This is a genomic window from Enterococcus crotali, from assembly GCF_000633635.1.
Classification (GTDB): Bacteria; Bacillota; Bacilli; order Lactobacillales; family Enterococcaceae; genus Enterococcus_L; species Enterococcus_L crotali.
Genome location: NZ_AYPQ01000002.1, coordinates 615,319 through 633,982, shown reverse-complemented (window position 1 = coordinate 633,982; position 18,664 = coordinate 615,319). Strand labels below are relative to the sequence as shown.

General features: G+C 35.9%; 18 protein-coding genes and 2 pseudogenes. 16 read left to right on the top strand and 4 right to left on the bottom strand.

All coding sequences use genetic code 11. The features are described 5' to 3' along the window. Nucleotides 1-158: 158 nt before the first annotated feature. On the bottom strand, nucleotides 159-1,685 hold the full coding sequence (locus V192_RS0107780; RefSeq protein WP_025870565.1) for an AMP-binding protein: 1,527 nt from the start codon (nucleotides 1,683-1,685) through the stop codon (nucleotides 159-161). A 306-nt stretch (nucleotides 1,686-1,991) separates the two neighbouring features. Between V192_RS0107780 and rpsF the strand changes: the two genes are divergently transcribed. The 6 genes and pseudogenes from rpsF to dnaB all read left to right on the top strand — a co-directional run bounded on the left by rpsF (nucleotide 1,992) and on the right by dnaB (nucleotide 7,575). Then, nucleotides 1,992-2,294 (top strand): 30S ribosomal protein S6, encoded by a 303-nt coding sequence (rpsF, locus tag V192_RS0107775; RefSeq protein ID WP_025870563.1) that lies wholly within the window; start codon nucleotides 1,992-1,994, stop codon nucleotides 2,292-2,294. A gap of 49 nt (nucleotides 2,295-2,343) precedes the next feature. After that, nucleotides 2,344-2,895, top strand: coding sequence for a single-stranded DNA-binding protein (gene ssb / locus V192_RS0107770; protein ID WP_025870561.1), 552 nt, complete (start codon nucleotides 2,344-2,346; stop codon nucleotides 2,893-2,895). Between the two features lie 25 nt (nucleotides 2,896-2,920). Further along, nucleotides 2,921-3,160 carry a 30S ribosomal protein S18 gene (gene rpsR / locus V192_RS0107765; protein ID WP_010762117.1) on the top strand — a complete coding sequence of 80 codons (240 nt, stop codon included), beginning with the start codon at nucleotides 2,921-2,923 and terminating at the stop codon, nucleotides 3,158-3,160. A gap of 285 nt (nucleotides 3,161-3,445) precedes the next feature. Further along, a pseudogene (locus V192_RS19655) lies at nucleotides 3,446-5,421 on the top strand (DHH family phosphoesterase). A 202-nt stretch (nucleotides 5,422-5,623) separates the two neighbouring features. Then, nucleotides 5,624-6,064, top strand: a pseudogene (rplI, locus tag V192_RS0107755) (50S ribosomal protein L9); the annotation flags it as partial. 140 nt (nucleotides 6,065-6,204) lie between these two features. After that, nucleotides 6,205-7,575: a replicative DNA helicase gene (dnaB, locus tag V192_RS0107750; protein WP_010766608.1), complete on the top strand. Its 1,371-nt coding sequence runs from the start codon at nucleotides 6,205-6,207 to the stop codon at nucleotides 7,573-7,575. A 136-nt stretch (nucleotides 7,576-7,711) separates the two neighbouring features. Here the strand turns inward: dnaB and V192_RS0107745 are convergent, their stop codons facing one another. Together V192_RS0107745 and V192_RS0107740 are read right to left on the bottom strand one after the other, a co-directional pair. Next, nucleotides 7,712-8,467, bottom strand: coding sequence for an SDR family NAD(P)-dependent oxidoreductase (locus tag V192_RS0107745; RefSeq protein ID WP_025870548.1), 756 nt, complete (start codon nucleotides 8,465-8,467; stop codon nucleotides 7,712-7,714). A 36-nt stretch (nucleotides 8,468-8,503) separates the two neighbouring features. Beyond that, nucleotides 8,504-9,226: an SDR family NAD(P)-dependent oxidoreductase gene (locus V192_RS0107740; protein WP_025870546.1), complete on the bottom strand. Its 723-nt coding sequence runs from the start codon at nucleotides 9,224-9,226 to the stop codon at nucleotides 8,504-8,506. 330 nt (nucleotides 9,227-9,556) lie between these two features. On the opposite strand from V192_RS0107740, the gene V192_RS0107730 reads away from it, so the two are divergent. From V192_RS0107730 to V192_RS19650, 10 genes are all read left to right on the top strand, one after another. After that, on the top strand, nucleotides 9,557-10,312 hold the full coding sequence (locus tag V192_RS0107730) for a replication initiation protein (protein ID WP_025870542.1): 756 nt from the start codon (nucleotides 9,557-9,559) through the stop codon (nucleotides 10,310-10,312). Between the two features lie 172 nt (nucleotides 10,313-10,484). Further along, nucleotides 10,485-11,777 (top strand): adenylosuccinate synthase, encoded by a 1,293-nt coding sequence (locus V192_RS0107725; protein ID WP_025870541.1) that lies wholly within the window; start codon nucleotides 10,485-10,487, stop codon nucleotides 11,775-11,777. A 156-nt stretch (nucleotides 11,778-11,933) separates the two neighbouring features. Beyond that, the gene (locus tag V192_RS0107720; protein WP_025870540.1) at nucleotides 11,934-12,809 is read left to right on the top strand and encodes a DegV family protein; all 876 of its coding nucleotides are present in this window, start codon (nucleotides 11,934-11,936) and stop codon (nucleotides 12,807-12,809) included. A gap of 306 nt (nucleotides 12,810-13,115) precedes the next feature. Continuing rightward, nucleotides 13,116-13,535 (top strand): transcriptional regulator, encoded by a 420-nt coding sequence (locus V192_RS0107715; RefSeq protein ID WP_025870537.1) that lies wholly within the window; start codon nucleotides 13,116-13,118, stop codon nucleotides 13,533-13,535. 500 nt (nucleotides 13,536-14,035) lie between these two features. Then, complete coding sequence (locus tag V192_RS0107710) at nucleotides 14,036-14,341, top strand: hypothetical protein (protein WP_025870536.1); 306 nt, start codon at nucleotides 14,036-14,038, stop codon at nucleotides 14,339-14,341. A 44-nt stretch (nucleotides 14,342-14,385) separates the two neighbouring features. Then, entirely contained in the window at nucleotides 14,386-14,628 is a 243-nt protein-coding gene (locus tag V192_RS0107705; protein WP_025870534.1) for a hypothetical protein, read from the top strand. 279 nt (nucleotides 14,629-14,907) lie between these two features. Beyond that, nucleotides 14,908-15,057, top strand: a complete 150-nt coding sequence (locus V192_RS21630; protein WP_167331073.1) for a hypothetical protein — start codon at nucleotides 14,908-14,910, stop codon at nucleotides 15,055-15,057. A 15-nt stretch (nucleotides 15,058-15,072) separates the two neighbouring features. After that, nucleotides 15,073-16,395, top strand: a complete 1,323-nt coding sequence (locus V192_RS0107695) for a hypothetical protein (RefSeq protein WP_025870532.1) — start codon at nucleotides 15,073-15,075, stop codon at nucleotides 16,393-16,395. A 491-nt stretch (nucleotides 16,396-16,886) separates the two neighbouring features. Next, on the top strand, nucleotides 16,887-17,444 hold the full coding sequence (locus V192_RS0107690) for a hypothetical protein (protein WP_025870530.1): 558 nt from the start codon (nucleotides 16,887-16,889) through the stop codon (nucleotides 17,442-17,444). A gap of 65 nt (nucleotides 17,445-17,509) precedes the next feature. Continuing rightward, on the top strand, nucleotides 17,510-17,749 hold the full coding sequence (locus V192_RS19650; RefSeq protein ID WP_025870526.1) for a hypothetical protein: 240 nt from the start codon (nucleotides 17,510-17,512) through the stop codon (nucleotides 17,747-17,749). Between the two features lie 107 nt (nucleotides 17,750-17,856). On the opposite strand, the gene V192_RS0107680 is transcribed toward V192_RS19650, so the two are convergent. Beyond that, entirely contained in the window at nucleotides 17,857-18,567 is a 711-nt protein-coding gene (locus tag V192_RS0107680; protein ID WP_025870525.1) for a hypothetical protein, read from the bottom strand. Between the last annotated feature and the right edge of the window lie 97 nt (nucleotides 18,568-18,664).

The following is an 18,664-nucleotide window of genomic DNA, read 5'->3' as shown; positions in this document are numbered from 1 at the left end:
TAAGCTAAGATTCACAAAAAGTTGAAGAACATTTTTCGTGAATTTTAGCTTATTTTTGAAGGGAGAGCTTTTGCTCTCACCGTTTATCCGGATTATGTGTGAACGGGACATGACTCTTCGAGTCATGCCCCGCTCACTTCTTTTTTTAGTCTAGAGGATTAATTTTCTTTCAGTGACTTTTCAATCTGTAGTCGTTGGACTTTCATTGTAGCTGTACGAGGAATCTCGTCCCAATCCATAATGATCGGTTTATTTAAATGAGGTAAATCAGTAACTTGTTCCCACCAAGCATCCCAATCCATTCCTTGTTTTGGATCAACTGCTAAAATCGGTTGAGGAGAATTATCTTTGGCTCTAACAATGATCACTTCTTGAAGAAAATCAAGAGCATCCAATAAATGATCCTCAATTGCCAGATTGCTATCGATTTTATCAATCAAGTCTACTTGACGATCTTTAAGGAATAAATGACCGTTTTCATCCATAAAGCCGTAATCACCACTATCCCACCAAGGGCCAAAAACAGTTGCTTGGAAGCGGTCATCTTCTTTATAGTAGGTTAGTGCACGTCCCTTAGATAAAAATTGGATGTGTCCATCCGTCATGACAGGTAGAACATTTCCATCCTTATCTGCGATACGTGCTTCAGTCAAACCTTCTAAACCAACTCCCATATCACGTGCATCAGATGTTTTAAGCGATTCTAACGTATGAGCTTTTAAGATCATCGGCCCGCATTCGCTTTGTCCATAAACTTGAAGGAAAATCGGCTCATTTTTTTCTGAAGCTTTTAAGAAACTAGCCATTGTAGCATTGTTGATAGCATCAAAAGTAGAATGGTAGTAACGAACGCTTGCGAACACTTCGGGCTGTCTTTTCGCCAATGCTGTCCATTGAACAAAATTATTTGGATGAGTTTCGACAGCTATCGGTTGATGTTCTGTGAGCATTTTTGAAACTGAATCGCTGTTTGAGATCGATAAAGGCATCATCGGAAAACCCATTGCCATCAAAGAAGAAATTCCAATGTTAAAACGAGAATGAACCGGTGAAATATGAAAGCCAACAAGTTTTTTCTCAGCAATTTTTGTAAAAATCGTTTTTTGCCATTTTGTCCGCCACCCCATAGAATTAGCGGAGTGACAAATTAATTTAGGAATCCCAGTTGTTCCAGAGGTATGTGTCATATAAGCAATCATATCTGTAGGTAATTCCACTTGAGGCACCTCATTAGTAGGTGCTTGTAAAAGTCTTGTAAGTGAAATTTGCTTTTCTGGTGAACTATTTTTTACTTTAGCAATTTTTTCTGCCGTTTCATCATCGAATAAAATAAACGGATTTTCCAAACGATCGACAAAAACTTCAATCGTTTCAGCTGGAAAATGATAAGAAATCATTGCTGGAATAGCACCTAAGTACGATGCTGCAACTGCTAATAAATACGTATCGAATTTTGAGCTTTTAAAAATAATGATTTTATCTTCAGCTTTGACACCTAGGCTAGCCAGTTGATAAGCACGATTTAAAATCGTTTCGTGGCTTAATTTATAGGTATAATTGGTTCCAAGTTCAGGAAAAGCTGGTAAAGATTCGTCATGAATAATAGCAGTTTCAGGGGCCTTAAGTGCGGCCTCAAGATAATTCGTGTACAAGTTGAGCGGTTGGTAATCTAACAATTTATTCAATGTAACAGCATCCTTTCAAACTACTTCAAATTATTTGTGCAATTTCGAACAAGGATAGTATACCATGAAAAATAAATAACCTAAATTATAAATAAAAAAATGAAAAAAATCGATTTAGGCGTATATTAAAGTAAGACATGAGAGAGAATTGACTTGATAAAAAAAAAATCAAAGATTGCAGAGAATGCTTGATTTTATCAGCTTTTAGATGTATAATAAAAAATTGTGAGTAGTCTATATATTTTAGATAACTCTCCTTGCTCTTAGCAATCTAAGAGCCTAAAGTCCATAGGGAGGTGAAAATCAATGAGTCAAGCTACGAATTACGAAATTATGTACATTATTAGTCCGAACATTGATGAAGAAGCAAAAACTGCTTTAGTGGAACGTTTCGACACAATTTTGAAAGATAACGGAGCAGAAGTTATCGAATCAAAAGATTGGGAAAAACGCCGCTTAGCATATGAAATGAACGGGTTCCGTGAAGGCATCTATCATATCGTTAAAGTATCTTCTCCATCAACTGCAGGAGCAATCAATGAATTTGATCGTCTTGCTAAAATCAATGACAGTATTATCCGTCACATGATTATCAAGGAAGAAGTATAATCCAAATGTTTCACGTGAAACATCGGAATTGACGAAAGGAGATGTTTAAATGATTAACAACGTTGTATTAGTTGGAAGACTAACAAAAGATCCCGATTTACGATATACATCTAGTGGTTCGGCGGTTGCGACGTTTACTTTAGCGGTAAACCGTAACTTTACGAATGCAAATGGAAATCGTGAAGCCGATTTTATTAACTGTGTGATTTGGCGTAAACCTGCTGAAACAATGGCAAACTATGCGCGTAAAGGTACATTATTAGGCGTAACTGGTCGTATTCAAACTAGAAATTACGAGAATCAACAAGGTCAACGTGTATACGTGACCGAAGTTGTTTGCGAGAATTTCCAGTTGTTAGAGTCTCGTTCTGCTTCAGAACAAAGACAAACAACAGATGGATCAGATTCAACACCAACTTATAATGCTGGTGGTGGAAGTTTCCAACAACCACAGAACAATAATTTTTCAGGACAAAACAATTTTAATCAATCATCCTCTCAGTCTAGCAATAACGGTATGCCTGATTTTGATAGAGATTCTGATCCATTTAGTGGTTCAGGTTCGACTATTGACATTTCAGATGATGATTTACCATTCTAAACGAATTTGATAGGAGGGAATAAGAATGGCACAACAAAGAAGAGGCGGGCGTAAACGTCGTAAAGTCGATTATATCGCTGCTAACCATATTGAATATATTGATTATAAAGATATCGAATTACTAAAAAAATTCATTTCTGAACGTGGAAAAATTTTACCACGTCGTGTAACAGGTACTGGCGCTAAGAACCAACGCAAATTAACAATTGCGATTAAACGTGCACGTATCATGGGCTTATTACCATTTGTTGGTGAAGAGCAATAATATAGAATATATTAGAGATTAAAGGATTAATTCTTTGATCTCTTTTTTATAATATTTTTATACCTTGAATGAGTAATTATTATATAATAAATTGATAAGAGATGTAGGTAACTACATATAGGCGGTAAATAAGATACTATAGTCAATCAGTGCTATCTTAATACTAGTTACTGCAGCTGACATAATCAATTTTAAATGTTTCACGTGAAACATTTGGCTGTTCGCAGAAATTGTATTTTTATGATAAAATAACCTTATCTGTAGAATAATGGAGGAGTCTTAATAATGAAAAAGATTAGAATGAAACGGATTTTGGGTTCTGTATTCGTTCTCTTTTTATTGGAAATAGTACTATTTTTCTTCATATCTAATCAATATATGTATATTGCTGGATTACTAATACTCAATCTTATTTTGATTAATCGGATCTTTTATCTAATCAAAAAATTGAGATATCGAATGCAGAAAAAATTAGAGAAGCAAGCACTATTGCAGAAAAATCATTAGATTATGCTTTTAATGAAGTATCAGTCGGGATTATAAACTACGATTCTGATACAAAAGAACCAAAATGGCTAAATCCTTTTGCAGAAGCTATTTTTCGTAAAGATGGACAAACCCTCATTAGTCCAGAACTAATAAATAACTACGTACTGCTAGCTGAAAAAGGAAAAGATATTTTTAAAGTCGGTGATGATGTTTTTCGGTTTAATGTTGATACGGATCAGCATACGATCACTTTTAAAGATATTACAGAAGAAAGTAATTTATATCATGAGAAATTAGATATGCAAACGGCAATTGGAATTGTTTCAGTTGATAATTATGATGACATTACGGATAATATGGATGAGAAAGAAATATCTTACTTAAATAGTTTTATTACCACCATGGTTTCTGATTGGATGGACGAATATCATGTTTTTTATAAAAGACTAAATGCAGAGCGTTACTTTTTCATTGCCCAGTTGGAAGATATAAAAAAGATGATGGATTCAAAATTTCAAATCTTGGATAAAATCAGAAGAGAATCCAGTACTAGAGAGATAGCGATTACATTAAGTATGGGAATTTCTTATGGTGGGGAAACATTAAGTCAGACAGGTAACACCGCTCAAACTAATTTAGATACAGCATTAGTGAGAGGTGGCGACCAAGTCGTCGTTAAAGAAGCCAAAGATAATGCCAAACCGATTTTTTATGGAGGCAGAACAGCATCTGTCGCTAAAAGAACGCGTGTTCGGTCTCGTGCGATGAGTACCGCAATTCAAGGAATATTATCTGAATCTTCGGATGTGTATATCATGGGACATCGTTTTCCAGATATGGATGCAATTGGTTCGGCCTTCGGCATGGCACGTTTAGCAAAATTCCATGGTAAAGAAGCGTGGGTCGTATTAGATAAGAGTGAAAGCATTCCTGACGTTGAAAGAGTGATGGTTGAGCTAGAGAATTATCCTGAATTGGCGAAACAGATCATTGCGCCAAAAGAAGCAATGAAAAGAAAAACTGACAGCAGTTTATTGATCATGGTTGATTACCATAAACCGTCACTTTCAATTTCACAGGAGCTATATGAACAATTTGCTAAAGTTGTGATTATTGATCATCATCGCCGAGGGGATGAATTTCCGGCTAAACCTTTGCTTGCTTATATCGAATCGTCTGCGTCATCAGCATCAGAGTTAGTGACAGAATTGATTGAGTATCAAAGTAATACACAAAAACAGTTGGATAAGCTTGAAGCGACCTTATTATTAGCTGGAATCGTCGTTGATACGAAAAGTTTCAGTGTGCGCACAACAGCGCGGACATTTGACGTAGCGAGTTATTTAAGAACTTGTGGAGCTGATGCATCTTTAGTACAATATTTATTAAGCTCAGATTTAAGTAGTTATTTGGAAATGAATAGTTTGATTGCCAAAAGTGAGTATGTCACACCAGATACCGTCATTGTTACTGGTAGCGAAGAGAAGGAATATGATAGTGTAACTGCGGCCAAAACAGCAGACACGCTATTATCAATGGTGGGAATCAATGCAGCATTTGTAATAACAAAACGCACAGATAAACAAATCGGCATCAGCGCACGTAGTAACGGGTCGATAAATGTCCAGCTGATCATGGAAAATTTAGGCGGAGGTGGTCATTTCACTAACGCTGCGGTACAATTAACTAATGTAACAGTAGCTGAGGTAAAAGAGCAGCTGCTGAAAGTGATTCAGCAAAATATAGATGTAATGTATGATCAAGTTCCGTAGCTTTCGCTTTGAATGAAAAAAGATCAAATGGTTTTATCGGAAAAAGTACTATAGCTGTTATTTCTTATTTTCAGTTGGAGTTATTGAGCTGATCTCGTTTTTACTTTTCAGTACATCGACAAATATGCTGAAAAGTACGAGTGTTTCAAAGAAACGATTGATCATTAATTAGTATGAGGAGGAATAATCGTATGAAAGTCATTTTTTACAAGATGTAAAAGGTAAAGGGAAAAAAGGGGAAATTAAGGAAGTACCTGCAGGTTACGCACAAAACTTCCTAATCAAAAACGGCTATGCTCAAGAAGCCAATAAAGGCAGTATCAGTGCTCTTGCCGGACAAAAGAAAGCGCAAGACAAACATGAAGCTGAAATTTTAGCAGAAGCGAAAAAAATGCAAGAGTTCTTAGAAAAAGAAGAGACTGTTGTAGAGCTTAAAGCGAAGGCTGGTGAAGATGGACGTCTCTTTGGGTCTATTCCTTCAAAGCAAATTGCGGAAGCCTTAAACAAGCAATATAAGGTCAAATTAGACAAACGTAAATTAGAATTATCACAGCCGATTCGTGCTTTAGGTTTTACAAAAGTTCCAGTGAAATTACATCATGAAGTAACGGCAACGATCAAAGTTCACGTAGTAGAAGAATAATTTGCAAAAGCAGGGGATTTCCTCTGTTTTTTGCTTATCATTAAGCTGAAATGATACGATAATGTCATTGTACATTTTGCTTTTTTCTTGTTAAAATAGAAAGACTGAAAAGCGTAATTTGAGCTATAGGAGAGAAAAAAATGAATGAAGTATGGCAAGATCGAGTACCGCCCCAAAGTATGGAAGCAGAACAGGCCGTTTTAGGGTCGGTTTTTTTAGATGCTGAGGTTATTATCGATGCTTTAGAATACATAGAACCAAAAGATTTTTATCGCCGTAATCATCAATTGATTTTTCAGACTATGCTTACCTTGAATGATCGAAATGAAGCGATTGATGTGATCACGATCAAAGATCGTTTGGAGCAGGAAAATCTATTAGAAGATGTTGGCGGTTTAAGCTACCTATCAGATTTAGCTTTAGCTGTGCCAACTGCTGCTAATATTGTTTACTATGCGAAGATCGTCGAACAAAAATCATTGCTCCGTAACTTGATTCAAACCGCTACAGAGATTGTTACTAAAGGGTTTGAACAAGGAGAAGACGTTGAAACCATCTTAGATGATGCAGAGCGCAGTATATTAGAGGTTTCAGAAAAAAGAAATCGAAGCGGCTTTTTATCGATCGCCGATGTATTGAATACGTCGATCGCTAATATTGATCAGCTTTATCAAAACGACGAGGAAATCACGGGTTTACCCACGGGATATCCAGCCTTAGATAAAATGACAGCTGGACTGCAGGCTGAGGAATTAATTATCCTGGCAGCTCGTCCTGCCGTAGGGAAAACAGCCTTTGCCTTAAATATTGCCCAAAATATCGGGACTAAAACAGATCGTTCTGTTGCTATTTTCAGTCTGGAAATGGGGGCTGAATCGCTTGTAAATCGGATGCTTTGTGCGGAAGGTTCAATTGAAGCGGGGCATTTGCGGACAGGTCAGTTATCAGAAGAAGAATGGCAAAACCTTATTATTGCAATGGGTAGTTTATCTAGAGCGCAAATCTATATTGATGATACGCCTGGTATAAAAATTACAGAAATTCGAGCAAAATGCCGTAAACTAGCGCAAGAGCGCGGCAATCTTGGCTTGATCTTGATCGATTACCTACAATTGATTGAAGGAACCGGTCGTGAAAGTCGTCAGCAGGAAGTATCTGAAATTTCCCGTCAACTGAAAAAATTAGCAAAGGAATTAAAAGTTCCTGTTATTGCCTTGTCTCAGTTATCCCGTGGAGTAGAGCAACGTCAGGATAAACGTCCTGTGCTGAGTGATATCCGAGAGTCTGGATCTATTGAGCAAGATGCGGATATCGTAGCTTTTCTTTATCGTGATGATTATTATGATCGTGGTGAGGAAGGCGAAGATGGTGCTCGTGAAGAGCCTGAGATCGACAATGTTATAGAAGTTATTATTGAAAAAAACAGAAGTGGTGCCAGAGGAACGGTAGAATTGTTATTTATTAAAGAGTTCAACAAGTTCGCTTCGTTATCACCGAGAGAAGAGTTCTAAAAAAGGGTGAAACAACAGAATGTGCCTCCCTAAGTTAGTTATTCACTAATTTTAGGGGGCACATTCTATTTATTTTTATCCTTTTAATAGTGGAGAATTGATGATTGAAGCTAAAACGATGCTTCTTTTTTGCGTTTTACAATGTAATTCCACCATCAACGCTGATGACAGCACCAGTCATATATTTCGAATGATCTGAGGCAAGATAAGAAACTAAAGAAGAAATATCTTCTGGTTCACCAAGTTCTCCATTGTTTAATAAAGCGACAGAAGGACGAGGTTGTTGGAATTTACTTTTAGTCATAGATGCAATTGTAGAATCCGTAAGCGGTGTAACAATTCCACCGGGACATATTGCGTTAATCCGAATATTATTTGCGCCATACTCAATAGCTGCGTCTTGCACTAATCCAAGGACAGCTCTTTTTGAAGCAGAGTAAACGCCAAATCCTGTTTCAGAGCGAATACCTGATGAAGAAGCAATAATGGTTATATTTCCGCTTTCTTGGTTCAAAAGTTGCTTGATTACGTGCTTCATACCAAAAAAAGTTCCTTTAACATTTACATTCAACACTTTATCAACATCCGATTCAGGCGTTTCATCAAACATTTTGGGCTCATAAATAACACCTTGATTTCCTAAATAGTAATCAATTTTATTGTATTTTTTAACGACAAAATCAACCAGTCGTTGAACATCTTGTTCAATACTCATATCTGTTTTGATAAAATCAGCTTCACCACCGAGTTCCTGAATTTCTTGAACAAGTGACAGACCTTTTTCTTCACCTCGAGCAGCTAAAACAAGAGAAAAACCGTCTTTCGCTAGTTGAAGAGCGGAAGCTTTCCCAATTCCTGTTGTTGCGCCGGCAATTAATGCGACTTTTTTCATGTTAATTCTCTCCTTTTCATTTTAAAATCATGGTAATTATTCTGATTTTGAAGCTTTGACAGGGCGTTCAAAAACATCACGTTTTTGATTTAAATCATAAATAACATCTGCGACATCTTTAGCAACAACCCGTTCTTTAAGTGAAAAACCTTCAGGTAAATCTTCTCGTTCTAGCTCTTTTTCAGGATCTGAATAAAGCGGAGGATTATCTAATGGAAGATATCCAACAAAAATGTCATCAGACTTAAGTTCTTCACTTAAATGCTCAGCAAGCAACCTTAATGCGGCTTGTGGTGCTCCGATTGCCGCTGTATATGGGAAGGGTGATCTATCTGATTGCCCACTAGTAAATAATAACGACCCTTTACTTGACTTTAAAAATGGAATTGCCGCTTGGGCAGAGCTCAATGCGCTTAAGACTCTCATTGTAAGAAATTCGGATAATAATTTAGTTGTGATTTGTGTCGCAGGCATATAAGCCTTTCCTAAAGGACCAGGAACGTTATAAAATAGAACATCAATACCTGACATTCGTTCACCTAACTTCTGAACAGCTGTTGCAATATCTTCAGGGCGGTTAGCATCAGCAGTTTCAGAAAAGGTCTCGACTCCTTCATTTGCCAATTCAGTACTCATAGCTGTCAAATTTTCTTGTCCTCGACGGATCAACCCGACTTTATATCCTTCTTTCCCGAATTTTCGTGCGGTCTCCAGGCCGACTCCTTGCCCAGCACCAACAATAATAATTGATTTTTTCAAAATGGTTTCCTCTCCTTCATAACTATTTATTTGCTATAGCATCATTAGAATAGGCTCGAAATAAAAAAATGTCACTCTAAATTAAAGGAAAAAAAAAGGATAGTTCATGTTGTATTTTTTTCTTTTTAATAAGCAGAGAAGCAATGTCCCTCTAAGGATTATTATCTTAATTAGTACTATTTTGTCTGTTTTAAGGTCCTTATTTTCTTGGAAAATAGATTGAGAATCGGTGTTGTTATCAGTACTAATTTGTTTATTAGTCATTTTTTCTTGCTTTCTCTCTCAAGGTTTATTTATAATGAGGCTGCACAAAAGATAAGGAGGATCGTGATGGCAATTGAAACTGTAAAGTATAAGAATGAATTAAACCGTGTGGCGTTAAATGGCTTTACCTCAAATGAAATGAACCTATTTTTTTCTATTGTTTCACGGATCAAAAATAAAGAAGATCGAATCATCAGATTTTCTTTAAATGAAATAAAAACACTAGCACAATATAAAGCAACATCAACCTCTAGATTCATTGAAGATCTCAAACAAACGTATACAAAAATGTTAAAGCTTGTTTATCCTCATACATACTCTAAAAACGATCAAATGACTGTTGAAGAATTTAAATTGTTTACACATTTTGATTTCTGCGGAGAAAACGCCGTTGTTTATGATAGTTTAGGTGAAGAACTGAAAAGGGATGCTACAATGACCTTAAAAAAAGGGTACATTGATATTTCTGTTAACCCACAGTTTGCTTGTTTGTTAAATCAGATGGTCAGCGGTTTTACAAGATTCTCTTTAGTAGAATTTACTAATTTGAAGAGCAAGTACACAAAGGATATGTTTCGATTATTGAAACAGTTTCGTACTACTGGTTTTCGCACATTTTCTATCAATGAATTGCGTTACATATTAAATATTCCGAAAAGTTATCAAATTGGTCAGATTGATCAAAAAATAATCAGGCATTTAAAAGAAGAATTGAGTCCAATTTTTAAAAACCTTACAATCAAAAAGGTTTATGCCAGAACGCAAGGAAATAAAGTAATGGGGTATAATTTTTATTTTACTCCTGAAAAAATTTATGAATAGTTTAAGCAATTTTCGCTTTTTTACTCAATTGCTTTTCTTTCAAAAAATAATGTTCGTGTTTTGCTATATATATATATTTATATAAAATGATAATATTCGATTTTTCCTTGAAAGCGTTGTGTTTTATTGGTACAATGAATCAGGACAAAATAATTTAGAACGAGGTGTTCGAATGTCATCAGTTGTAGTAGTTGGAACGCAGTGGGGCGATGAAGGAAAAGGAAAGATCACAGATTTTTTAAGTGAGAATGCTGAGGTCATCGCACGTTATCAAGGCGGAGATAATGCAGGTCATACCATTAAATTTGATGGTATTACTTATAAACTACACTTGATTCCTTCAGGTATCTTTTACAAAGACAAGATTAGCGTAATTGGAAATGGTGTTGTAGTTAATCCAAAATCTCTAGTAAAAGAACTGGCTTATTTAAAAGAAAATAATGTAACGACAGATAACTTACGTATTTCTGACCGTGCGCATGTCATTTTACCGTACCACATCCAATTGGATCAATTACAAGAAGATGCTAAGGGCGAAAATAAAATCGGTACAACAATCAAAGGGATCGGTCCAGCATACATGGATAAAGCAGCTCGTGTAGGAATTCGTGTAGCAGATCTACTAGATAAGGAAATCTTTGAAGAACGTCTAAAAATCAATCTAGAAGAAAAAAATCGTCAATTCGTCAAAATGTTCGACAGCGAACCAATTGCTTTTGAAGATATTTTTGAAGAATATTATGAATATGGTCAACAAATCAAACAATACGTCACAGACACTTCTGTTATCTTAAATGATGCATTAGATGCTGGTAAACGTGTTCTGTTTGAAGGTGCACAAGGTGTTATGCTGGATATCGACCAAGGAACCTATCCATTTGTAACATCATCAAATCCAGTTGCTGGAGGCGTTACGATCGGAAGCGGTGTTGGTCCTTCTAAGATCAATAAAGTCGTTGGGGTATGTAAAGCTTATACATCACGTGTTGGCGATGGTCCATTCCCTACAGAATTGTTTGACGAAACAGGAGAAACGATTCGTAAAGTTGGGAAAGAATATGGAACAACAACAGGTCGTCCACGCCGTGTGGGTTGGTTTGATACCGTTGTGATGCGTCATTCTAAACGTGTTTCAGGAATCACGAATCTATCATTGAATTCGATTGATGTGCTAAGTGGTTTAGACACAGTAAAAATCTGTACAGCTTATGAATTAGATGGCGAATTGATCTACCATTATCCAGCTAGCTTGAAAGAGTTGAGCCGCTGTAAGCCAGTCTACGAAGAGCTGCCAGGTTGGTCAGAAGACATCACAGGATGTAAGACATTAGCAGATCTACCAGCAAATGCAAGAAACTATGTACACCGCATTTCTGAATTAGTTGGCGTACGTATTTCGACATTCTCAGTAGGTCCAGACCGTAATCAAACAAATGTATTAGAAAGCGTTTGGGCACAAATTTAAAACTTAAATCAGGCGAGAGACAAAGAAAAAAGTTGTTTCTCGCTTTTTTTCATTTTTCTCCAAATAGTAGCTTTTTTTGATTATTTATGTCTCTAATAAAGCATGAGTAACTATTGATTATATGTTAAAATAGAAAGCAGCTAGGGAGGATTAAAAATGACATTTAAATTAATGACAGATTCATGTTGTGATTTACCATATACATATTTAGAAGCAAACGATGTTGATTTTATCAGTATGACCATTCAATTAAATGGGAAAGAATTAGTCGACGATTTAGGGAAAACATTTGATTATGATTGGTTTTTACAAGAAATAAAAACGGGCGGAATGCCAACAACTTCTCAGGTAAATGTGGGACGATATATTGAATTTTTTAGACCATTTGTAGAAAAGAAGCTGCCGATATTGTACTTAGCTTTTTCTTCTGGTTTAAGTGGTTCTTACCAAAGTGCGATGCAGGCTGTTGATATATTGAAAGAAGAATATAATGATGCGCAAATTTATGTGATCGATACAAAAGCGGCAAGTTTAGGCGAAGGTTTGCTAGTCAGTGAAGTTATTCAGCTGAAAGAAGCTGGCCATTCTTTAGAAGATATCTTATTGTGGTTATCTGAAAATAAAATGACCGTTCATTCATGGGTCACAGTGGACGATTTAAAACATCTAGAGCGTGGTGGTAGAATCTCTAAAGCGGCAGCTGCAATCGGTGGGTTGATGAATGTTAAGCCGATCATTGTAGTAGATGAACTAGGAAAACTACAAAATATCGGCAAAGTTCGTGGTCGCACTAAAGCATTGAAGAAACTAGCTGATGAAACTGTTCAAGGAATGATCGAACCGCTAAAACAAACAGTATTTATTGCGTATGCTGGTGATTTAGAGAGCGCAGAGAAAGTCAAAGCATTGATCGAAGAGAAAGTTCAAGTCAAAGAAATCCGCTTGCATCCACTCGGACCAACGATCACTAGCCATACAGGAAATGGCTGTATAGCAGTATTTTCTAGAGGAAAGAAACGAGAAACAAAATAATCTTATTTTATAAAAAAAGACATTAGTCTAAAGTATTTTTGAAAGTTCAACTTTTAAAAATCACTTGGCTAATGTCTTTTTTTGAGTTCAATCGAAGCGATATAGCTAAATTGGGGGAGACTATTGACAGTATTTTGAAAGTAAAAAAGAGGTGATCTACAGTAAGATGTATTTATCGAACAAAAGAATTTGAATTAAGGACACTTAGTTATAAGTAATACAGGTTCTTAAGAGAATGTTGGACAAAAAGGAGTCGCTATGTTGGTTGCACTAGCGAAAATTATGAAATTAAAGGGAGGAAATCAAATGAGAAAATCAACATTTAACTATGTCAAAGATATTTTAACAGATTACCCAAGAATCGAAGAGTACATCAAACAACGTGAAGAAGAGCTTAGGTATCCATATCGTGAGAATGATTTAAACTCAGGTATTAAAGGAAATAGAAGCAATTATAATACACAAGATAACTTAATGATCACAATCGAACAAGATCAAAGATTGGCGGCGTTAGAACGAAATAAGCGCGTTGTGTCCAATATATTAGAGGAATGCTGTGAAGATACTAAAATAATTATCCAAGAACTCTATATGCGGCGTATGCCTAAATACACAATTCAAGGGTTGATTACTAATGGGTTGATTTTTGTTGGCCGAACAAAGGCCTTTGAATTACGGGATTGGTTCTTTTTACAGGTAGCAAAAGATTTAAATTTGACCATCTAATCTACGAACGATAGTCGGATTTTTGAAATAAAATTCCACGGTAAGATGATAGTATCAAAAAAATAGTCGTGGTAGCTTAAGTAGTTAAACCTACCTATTTTTTGATAGAAGAAAACCCATCGTTCGATTGAAATGGAATCTATGGACGATATGCGGATTTTCAAAAGCAACATCCAGTATAAGATGATCTTATCGAAAACTAGTTATTAAAGCATTGGCTGACGGAAGCCCAAAATAATAAAAATAAACGTACTTCCAGTCAAACATGTTTTAATAACCAAAGACATCGTGTTAGGAAACTTACCACAATTCCGGCAGATAGATTTTTGAAAAGTATCAGAAAAGTGACAAATCTGATAAAAAATTTATCTACGTTTATATAAATCAAGATGTGACGATCGCACATTTGGAAAGGATTTGTATAAAACACTTAATTGAGGTTCGTAGTATTCAGATCAGTAAAAGCTATTACAAGTAAGAGAAGAATGTGAGGAATACCAATGAGTAAGTACTTCAAATTGATTAATGCAATCGACACGATAACGACACTAAATGTTGCTAGTCAAAAAGATGGCGTAATAATTTATAGTCATGTTCGTTTAAAGCCTGGTGAGAAATATGAACTAGGCGATGATAAAGTATTTAGTCGATCACTGCAGCAGATTCAGGTTGAAAGACCCTATTCACAACCGCTAGCGAACGAATTGAGGTCTTTAGGAATCGAGTATACAGAAAGTTCTTGTAAATCTTGTGGTGGCCGCATCAAAAAAATCTCCTACTCAGTTGTAGAAATTATTGATGAATGAACCTTAGTTTTACTAAGAATCAGGCAATCACTGGAGGCTGTGTAATGAAAATCCAATTTTTAGGGATCAAAAATCAAGTAAAAAAATCGGGCTGTTCATCTTGTGGCAGCAGACAACGGTCAAAACACACGTTCCAACGTGAAGCACGTATGGTTTTACCAAGCGGACAAACAAAAATGTTTTATGCAGGTGAAATGTATGAAGTTATGGAACGGGATGGCGATTTCTTGTTAGAGCAGACATATAGTTTGGATGGACAAGCTATAAAAATGTTTAAAGAAGGATGAACAAAACTGCTGGGAGTTAAAATCATCTAGCTTCAAGGGCTAGTCTCTCGGAAAAAAGATAAAATCTGCCTGTGACCAAAAGCGTCACAATCATATTTTCCTATTTTTCATTCGAGCCTGACGAGCCCGTTCAGCTTTTAAAACTATCTAGCTTCAAGAGCTAGCCTTTCGGGAAAAAGAAAAAAATAAATGAGGCAGAATGCGCCTCAGTCATTTTTTTCTATTTTCCAGTCAAGGCTGACCAAGCTCTTTCAGCTTTTAAAATTAGGAGGAAAGAAAATGGCTAAAGAGAAGAAAACAAAAGAAGTTATTAAGAAGGATACTGTCGATGCACAAGTATTCATTCAAAGAAAATTGCAAATGTTAAACCAAAAAAATGGTGGAAGATATGAGCGCGATGCAACACGTGTCGTTCAAAATAATCAATAATAGGGGGAATTATAAATGACAAGATGTAGCAATGATACATTGATTTCTAAAATTGGGATGAAATCATTAAATAAATTAATGGAAGTTGACTTTGCCGTATTAACGGATATTGACAGCTGTGTCAAAGTAAACACAAAAAATTATATGGAATTTAACGGAATAAGTGCTGCTTATAATGTATACAATACACCGGAAGACATGTTCAATTGTTTAGCAGAAGGGTGTAAAAACTCAGGAACATTGACCGTTATGAATAGCGCTGGTTCGGCTTCTGGTGCGTCTTTTGCAGTTAATGCAGATGCAACAGAATTTGTAGCGGGTGTGATCACGTATTACGTTCATTTCCCAGCAGCTGGAGTTTATAATGTAGAAACGACTATTTCTGATATTGCAGATCAAAATCAATCAGATTCAGATATTTATCAAAAACAAATTGTGGTACAAGAAGCAGGGTTCCAACCAGTTGTTATTGACTTATCTAAACTTCCTGAAGCGAGTAGTGGTACAGGTTGGTCAGCGAGTGAGAGTGGTATTATCCTCCATATGTATGTGACACCAGAAAGCGGAACTATTTCTACGATTGGTTTCTCTTCTATCTATGTATATAACAGCATTGAAGATTTTGAAATCAATGATGTTGTTAAAATCGGCTGTATTGATGAGTTTGCAGGTGAATTAACGGTTGATCCGGTTGAAGCAAGTTGTTTTGGTGCAGGCTATGATGCAACAAGTATTGCCATCGAAAGAACCTTGACTGGTAAGAGCGCTTCGGCAAACTATTGGAAATTAAATCCACTAATGTCTAAAGGTACACAAACAAGCGGTTGGTTGATTCAAACAGCTGAAAAAGCAGTTGCTGCGACAACAATTGATGGCGTGGACTATGGTTATGTTCAATTAGCTGACATGAATATGGATGAATGTGCCTTTACAACGGCTGCGATCGCTGATAGCTGTAATGTTACAGAAGCGCTATTGAACCGTGTGAATACACCAGCAGTTGTTGAAATCAACGAAAAACAATTTATCGTTTTAGCAGATGGAAAAATCTTATTCCATAAATCATTAGTAGGGAAAGAGCTTGTAATCAGCTATCCGAAAAAAGTGGATGTTGAGCACTTTGTTGGAAATGAAGATGTATTGGATACACGTCGTGTACGTATGTCATTTACACAAGAACAAACAGATGGTGTGAAACAAAACTATGTGTATAACAATGTCTTGATCACTTCATTCCCTGGAACAGTGAATAACGAAGAAACGACTTTTGAGTTTACGATTTCAGTACAACGCGATAAAAACGGCAACTTCTTTGAAATGTACCGTGTAGCAGAGTAATAAAAATCATTTAGCTTGGCGGGCTAGCTCCTCGGAAAAAAGATAAAATTGAATGAGGTAAAAAGCACCTCAGTTAATTTTTCATATGTTCTGTCGGAGCTGAACAAGCCTGCTACACTTTTAAAAATTATCTAGCTTTAAGAGCTAGCCTTTCGGGAAAAAGATAAAATATGATTGTGACCAAAAGCGTCACCCTCATATTTTCCAGTCAAGGCTGAACGAGCTCTTTCAGCTTTTAAACTTATCTAGCTTCAAGAGCTAGCCTTTCGGGAAAAAGATAAAATATGATTGTGACTAAAAGCGTCACCCTCATATTTTCCAGTCAAGGCTGAACGAGCTCTTTCAGCTTTTAAAACTTATCTAGCTACATGAGCCAGTTTCTCGGAAAAAAGATAAAAAATAATTATGGCAAAAAGCGCCATCCCTATTTTTTCCTATTTTTCATCGAAACTAAACAGCTCATTACGCTTTTAAAATTAGGAGGAACAGTGATGACAGAAAAAGGCATGAAAGCCGCTGACTTTTTAGCGATCAGCAATAATTTGAAAAAAACGAATGAAAATGATACTCCTTTTGCAGTGGTAAAAGATCAAGAGGTATCAGTGGTCGGTGATGCAAATAAAACCGGAGTGAAAAAAGCTGACTATAGTGTGAAATTCCGTGTCCCTCAAACGCATTTTGAGCAAAAGCCAGAAGGTGCTAAAGAGGTTGGATCTTATTATGTGTTCAGCGTTGAATTTGGAGATGTAACGATCACACCACGTTCCGATTTAAGAATTGTTGATGCGATCATGAAAATTATCCCGTTTTTCAATAAGTTGAAGGAAAATGGGGACATGGAAGAATTTAGCAAAGAAGAATTACTATCTGTTTTTGTAGGCGCAGGTGATGAAATTCATCTAGCTATCTACAATTTGGTGGCAACATTCTTAGGGATCGATGATCAGATGGGCGAGTATATGCTGCCATTCTCTGTGATCGAAAACCTAAACAAAATTATGGAAAATCATCCAGAAGTCTTCAACGAAGCAGATGTTTTTTTCGGTTAATCTACAGACAAGCTTGTGAAAATGAGACTTCAGTAGAAAAAGAATCGGAAACATTCTTTGCTAATTTGAATATTTATACGTATATGGCTCATTATGTCGCGAAAATCTTAAAGCAGCGTCCGAATCTTATTTTAGACGATTGGGGCGTTGCTGAATTATTAGTGGCATATGGGCAGTATGCGAATGAAGAAAGTTACAGTAATTTTCTTGAATGGAAATCGCTTGGAAATGAAACGAAGCGTAAAGTTAAGAAGCCGAAAGAGTATGCAGTCTTGTTTTATACGAATGATGATTTGGCGGATTAGTTGCATTGTGTGGTAATGCTAATTTAAATATAGAAAACTCTCTTATCCCTTGAGGTATAGAATTGGAAGGATGAGAGAGTTTTATTTGTTTTTAAACGTATTTAATTTTATTTAGTTCGTGTCACTTCTAATATATTTCTTTTAGTGGTTAAATCAATTCGCTCTCCATCGACTAATTTAAATGCTTTGAGTTCGTTAATAGTTATACCCAGATTATATACTTGAGATTCACCATTACTATGATAGATTTTGAATTGTGTTCCTTTATCTTCCATTGGTTTAAATGTGTACTGTCCAGCTGGAAGATCTTCTCCTACTATAGTTTCACCACCTGAAATATAGGCAGTTTCCCCCTTAGAGAGGTTGGAAAGATTATCCTCTAAAAGTTCAGCCTCTATTCTATTTTTTTTAACAGTTAATTCAATTCGATCGCCTTTTTCTAATTTAAAAGATTTAAGCATCGGGATTGTTATACCGAGATTGTACAGTTCAAAATTTCCGTTTTTGTTATGAATTTTAAACTGTACTGTTTCTCCATCAGCCGGTTTGATAATATAACGTCCAGGCTCAATATCTTCTCCAACAATAAAGTCACTGCCGGAAATTTCGGTGATGTCTCCGGTTTTGAGTTTTTCCATAGCTATATCTAGATTTTCTAAACTACTTATTTCATCAACAGAATGTTCACTAGTTGTTTGTTTAGTTTGAGTAGTTTTTTCAACAGATTTGTTGGGAGAAGAAGTATTACTAGAGTTTTCACAGGCAGTTAATATTAAACTACCTAACAAAAAGAACCCTATAATGTTCAATTTTTTCATGTTAAATCCTCATTTCTGTAAAACATGTATATTGCAGGAACTAAAAATTAATAAAATTACTCATAGATATAATAATAGCACGTTTTGAGTATAATAT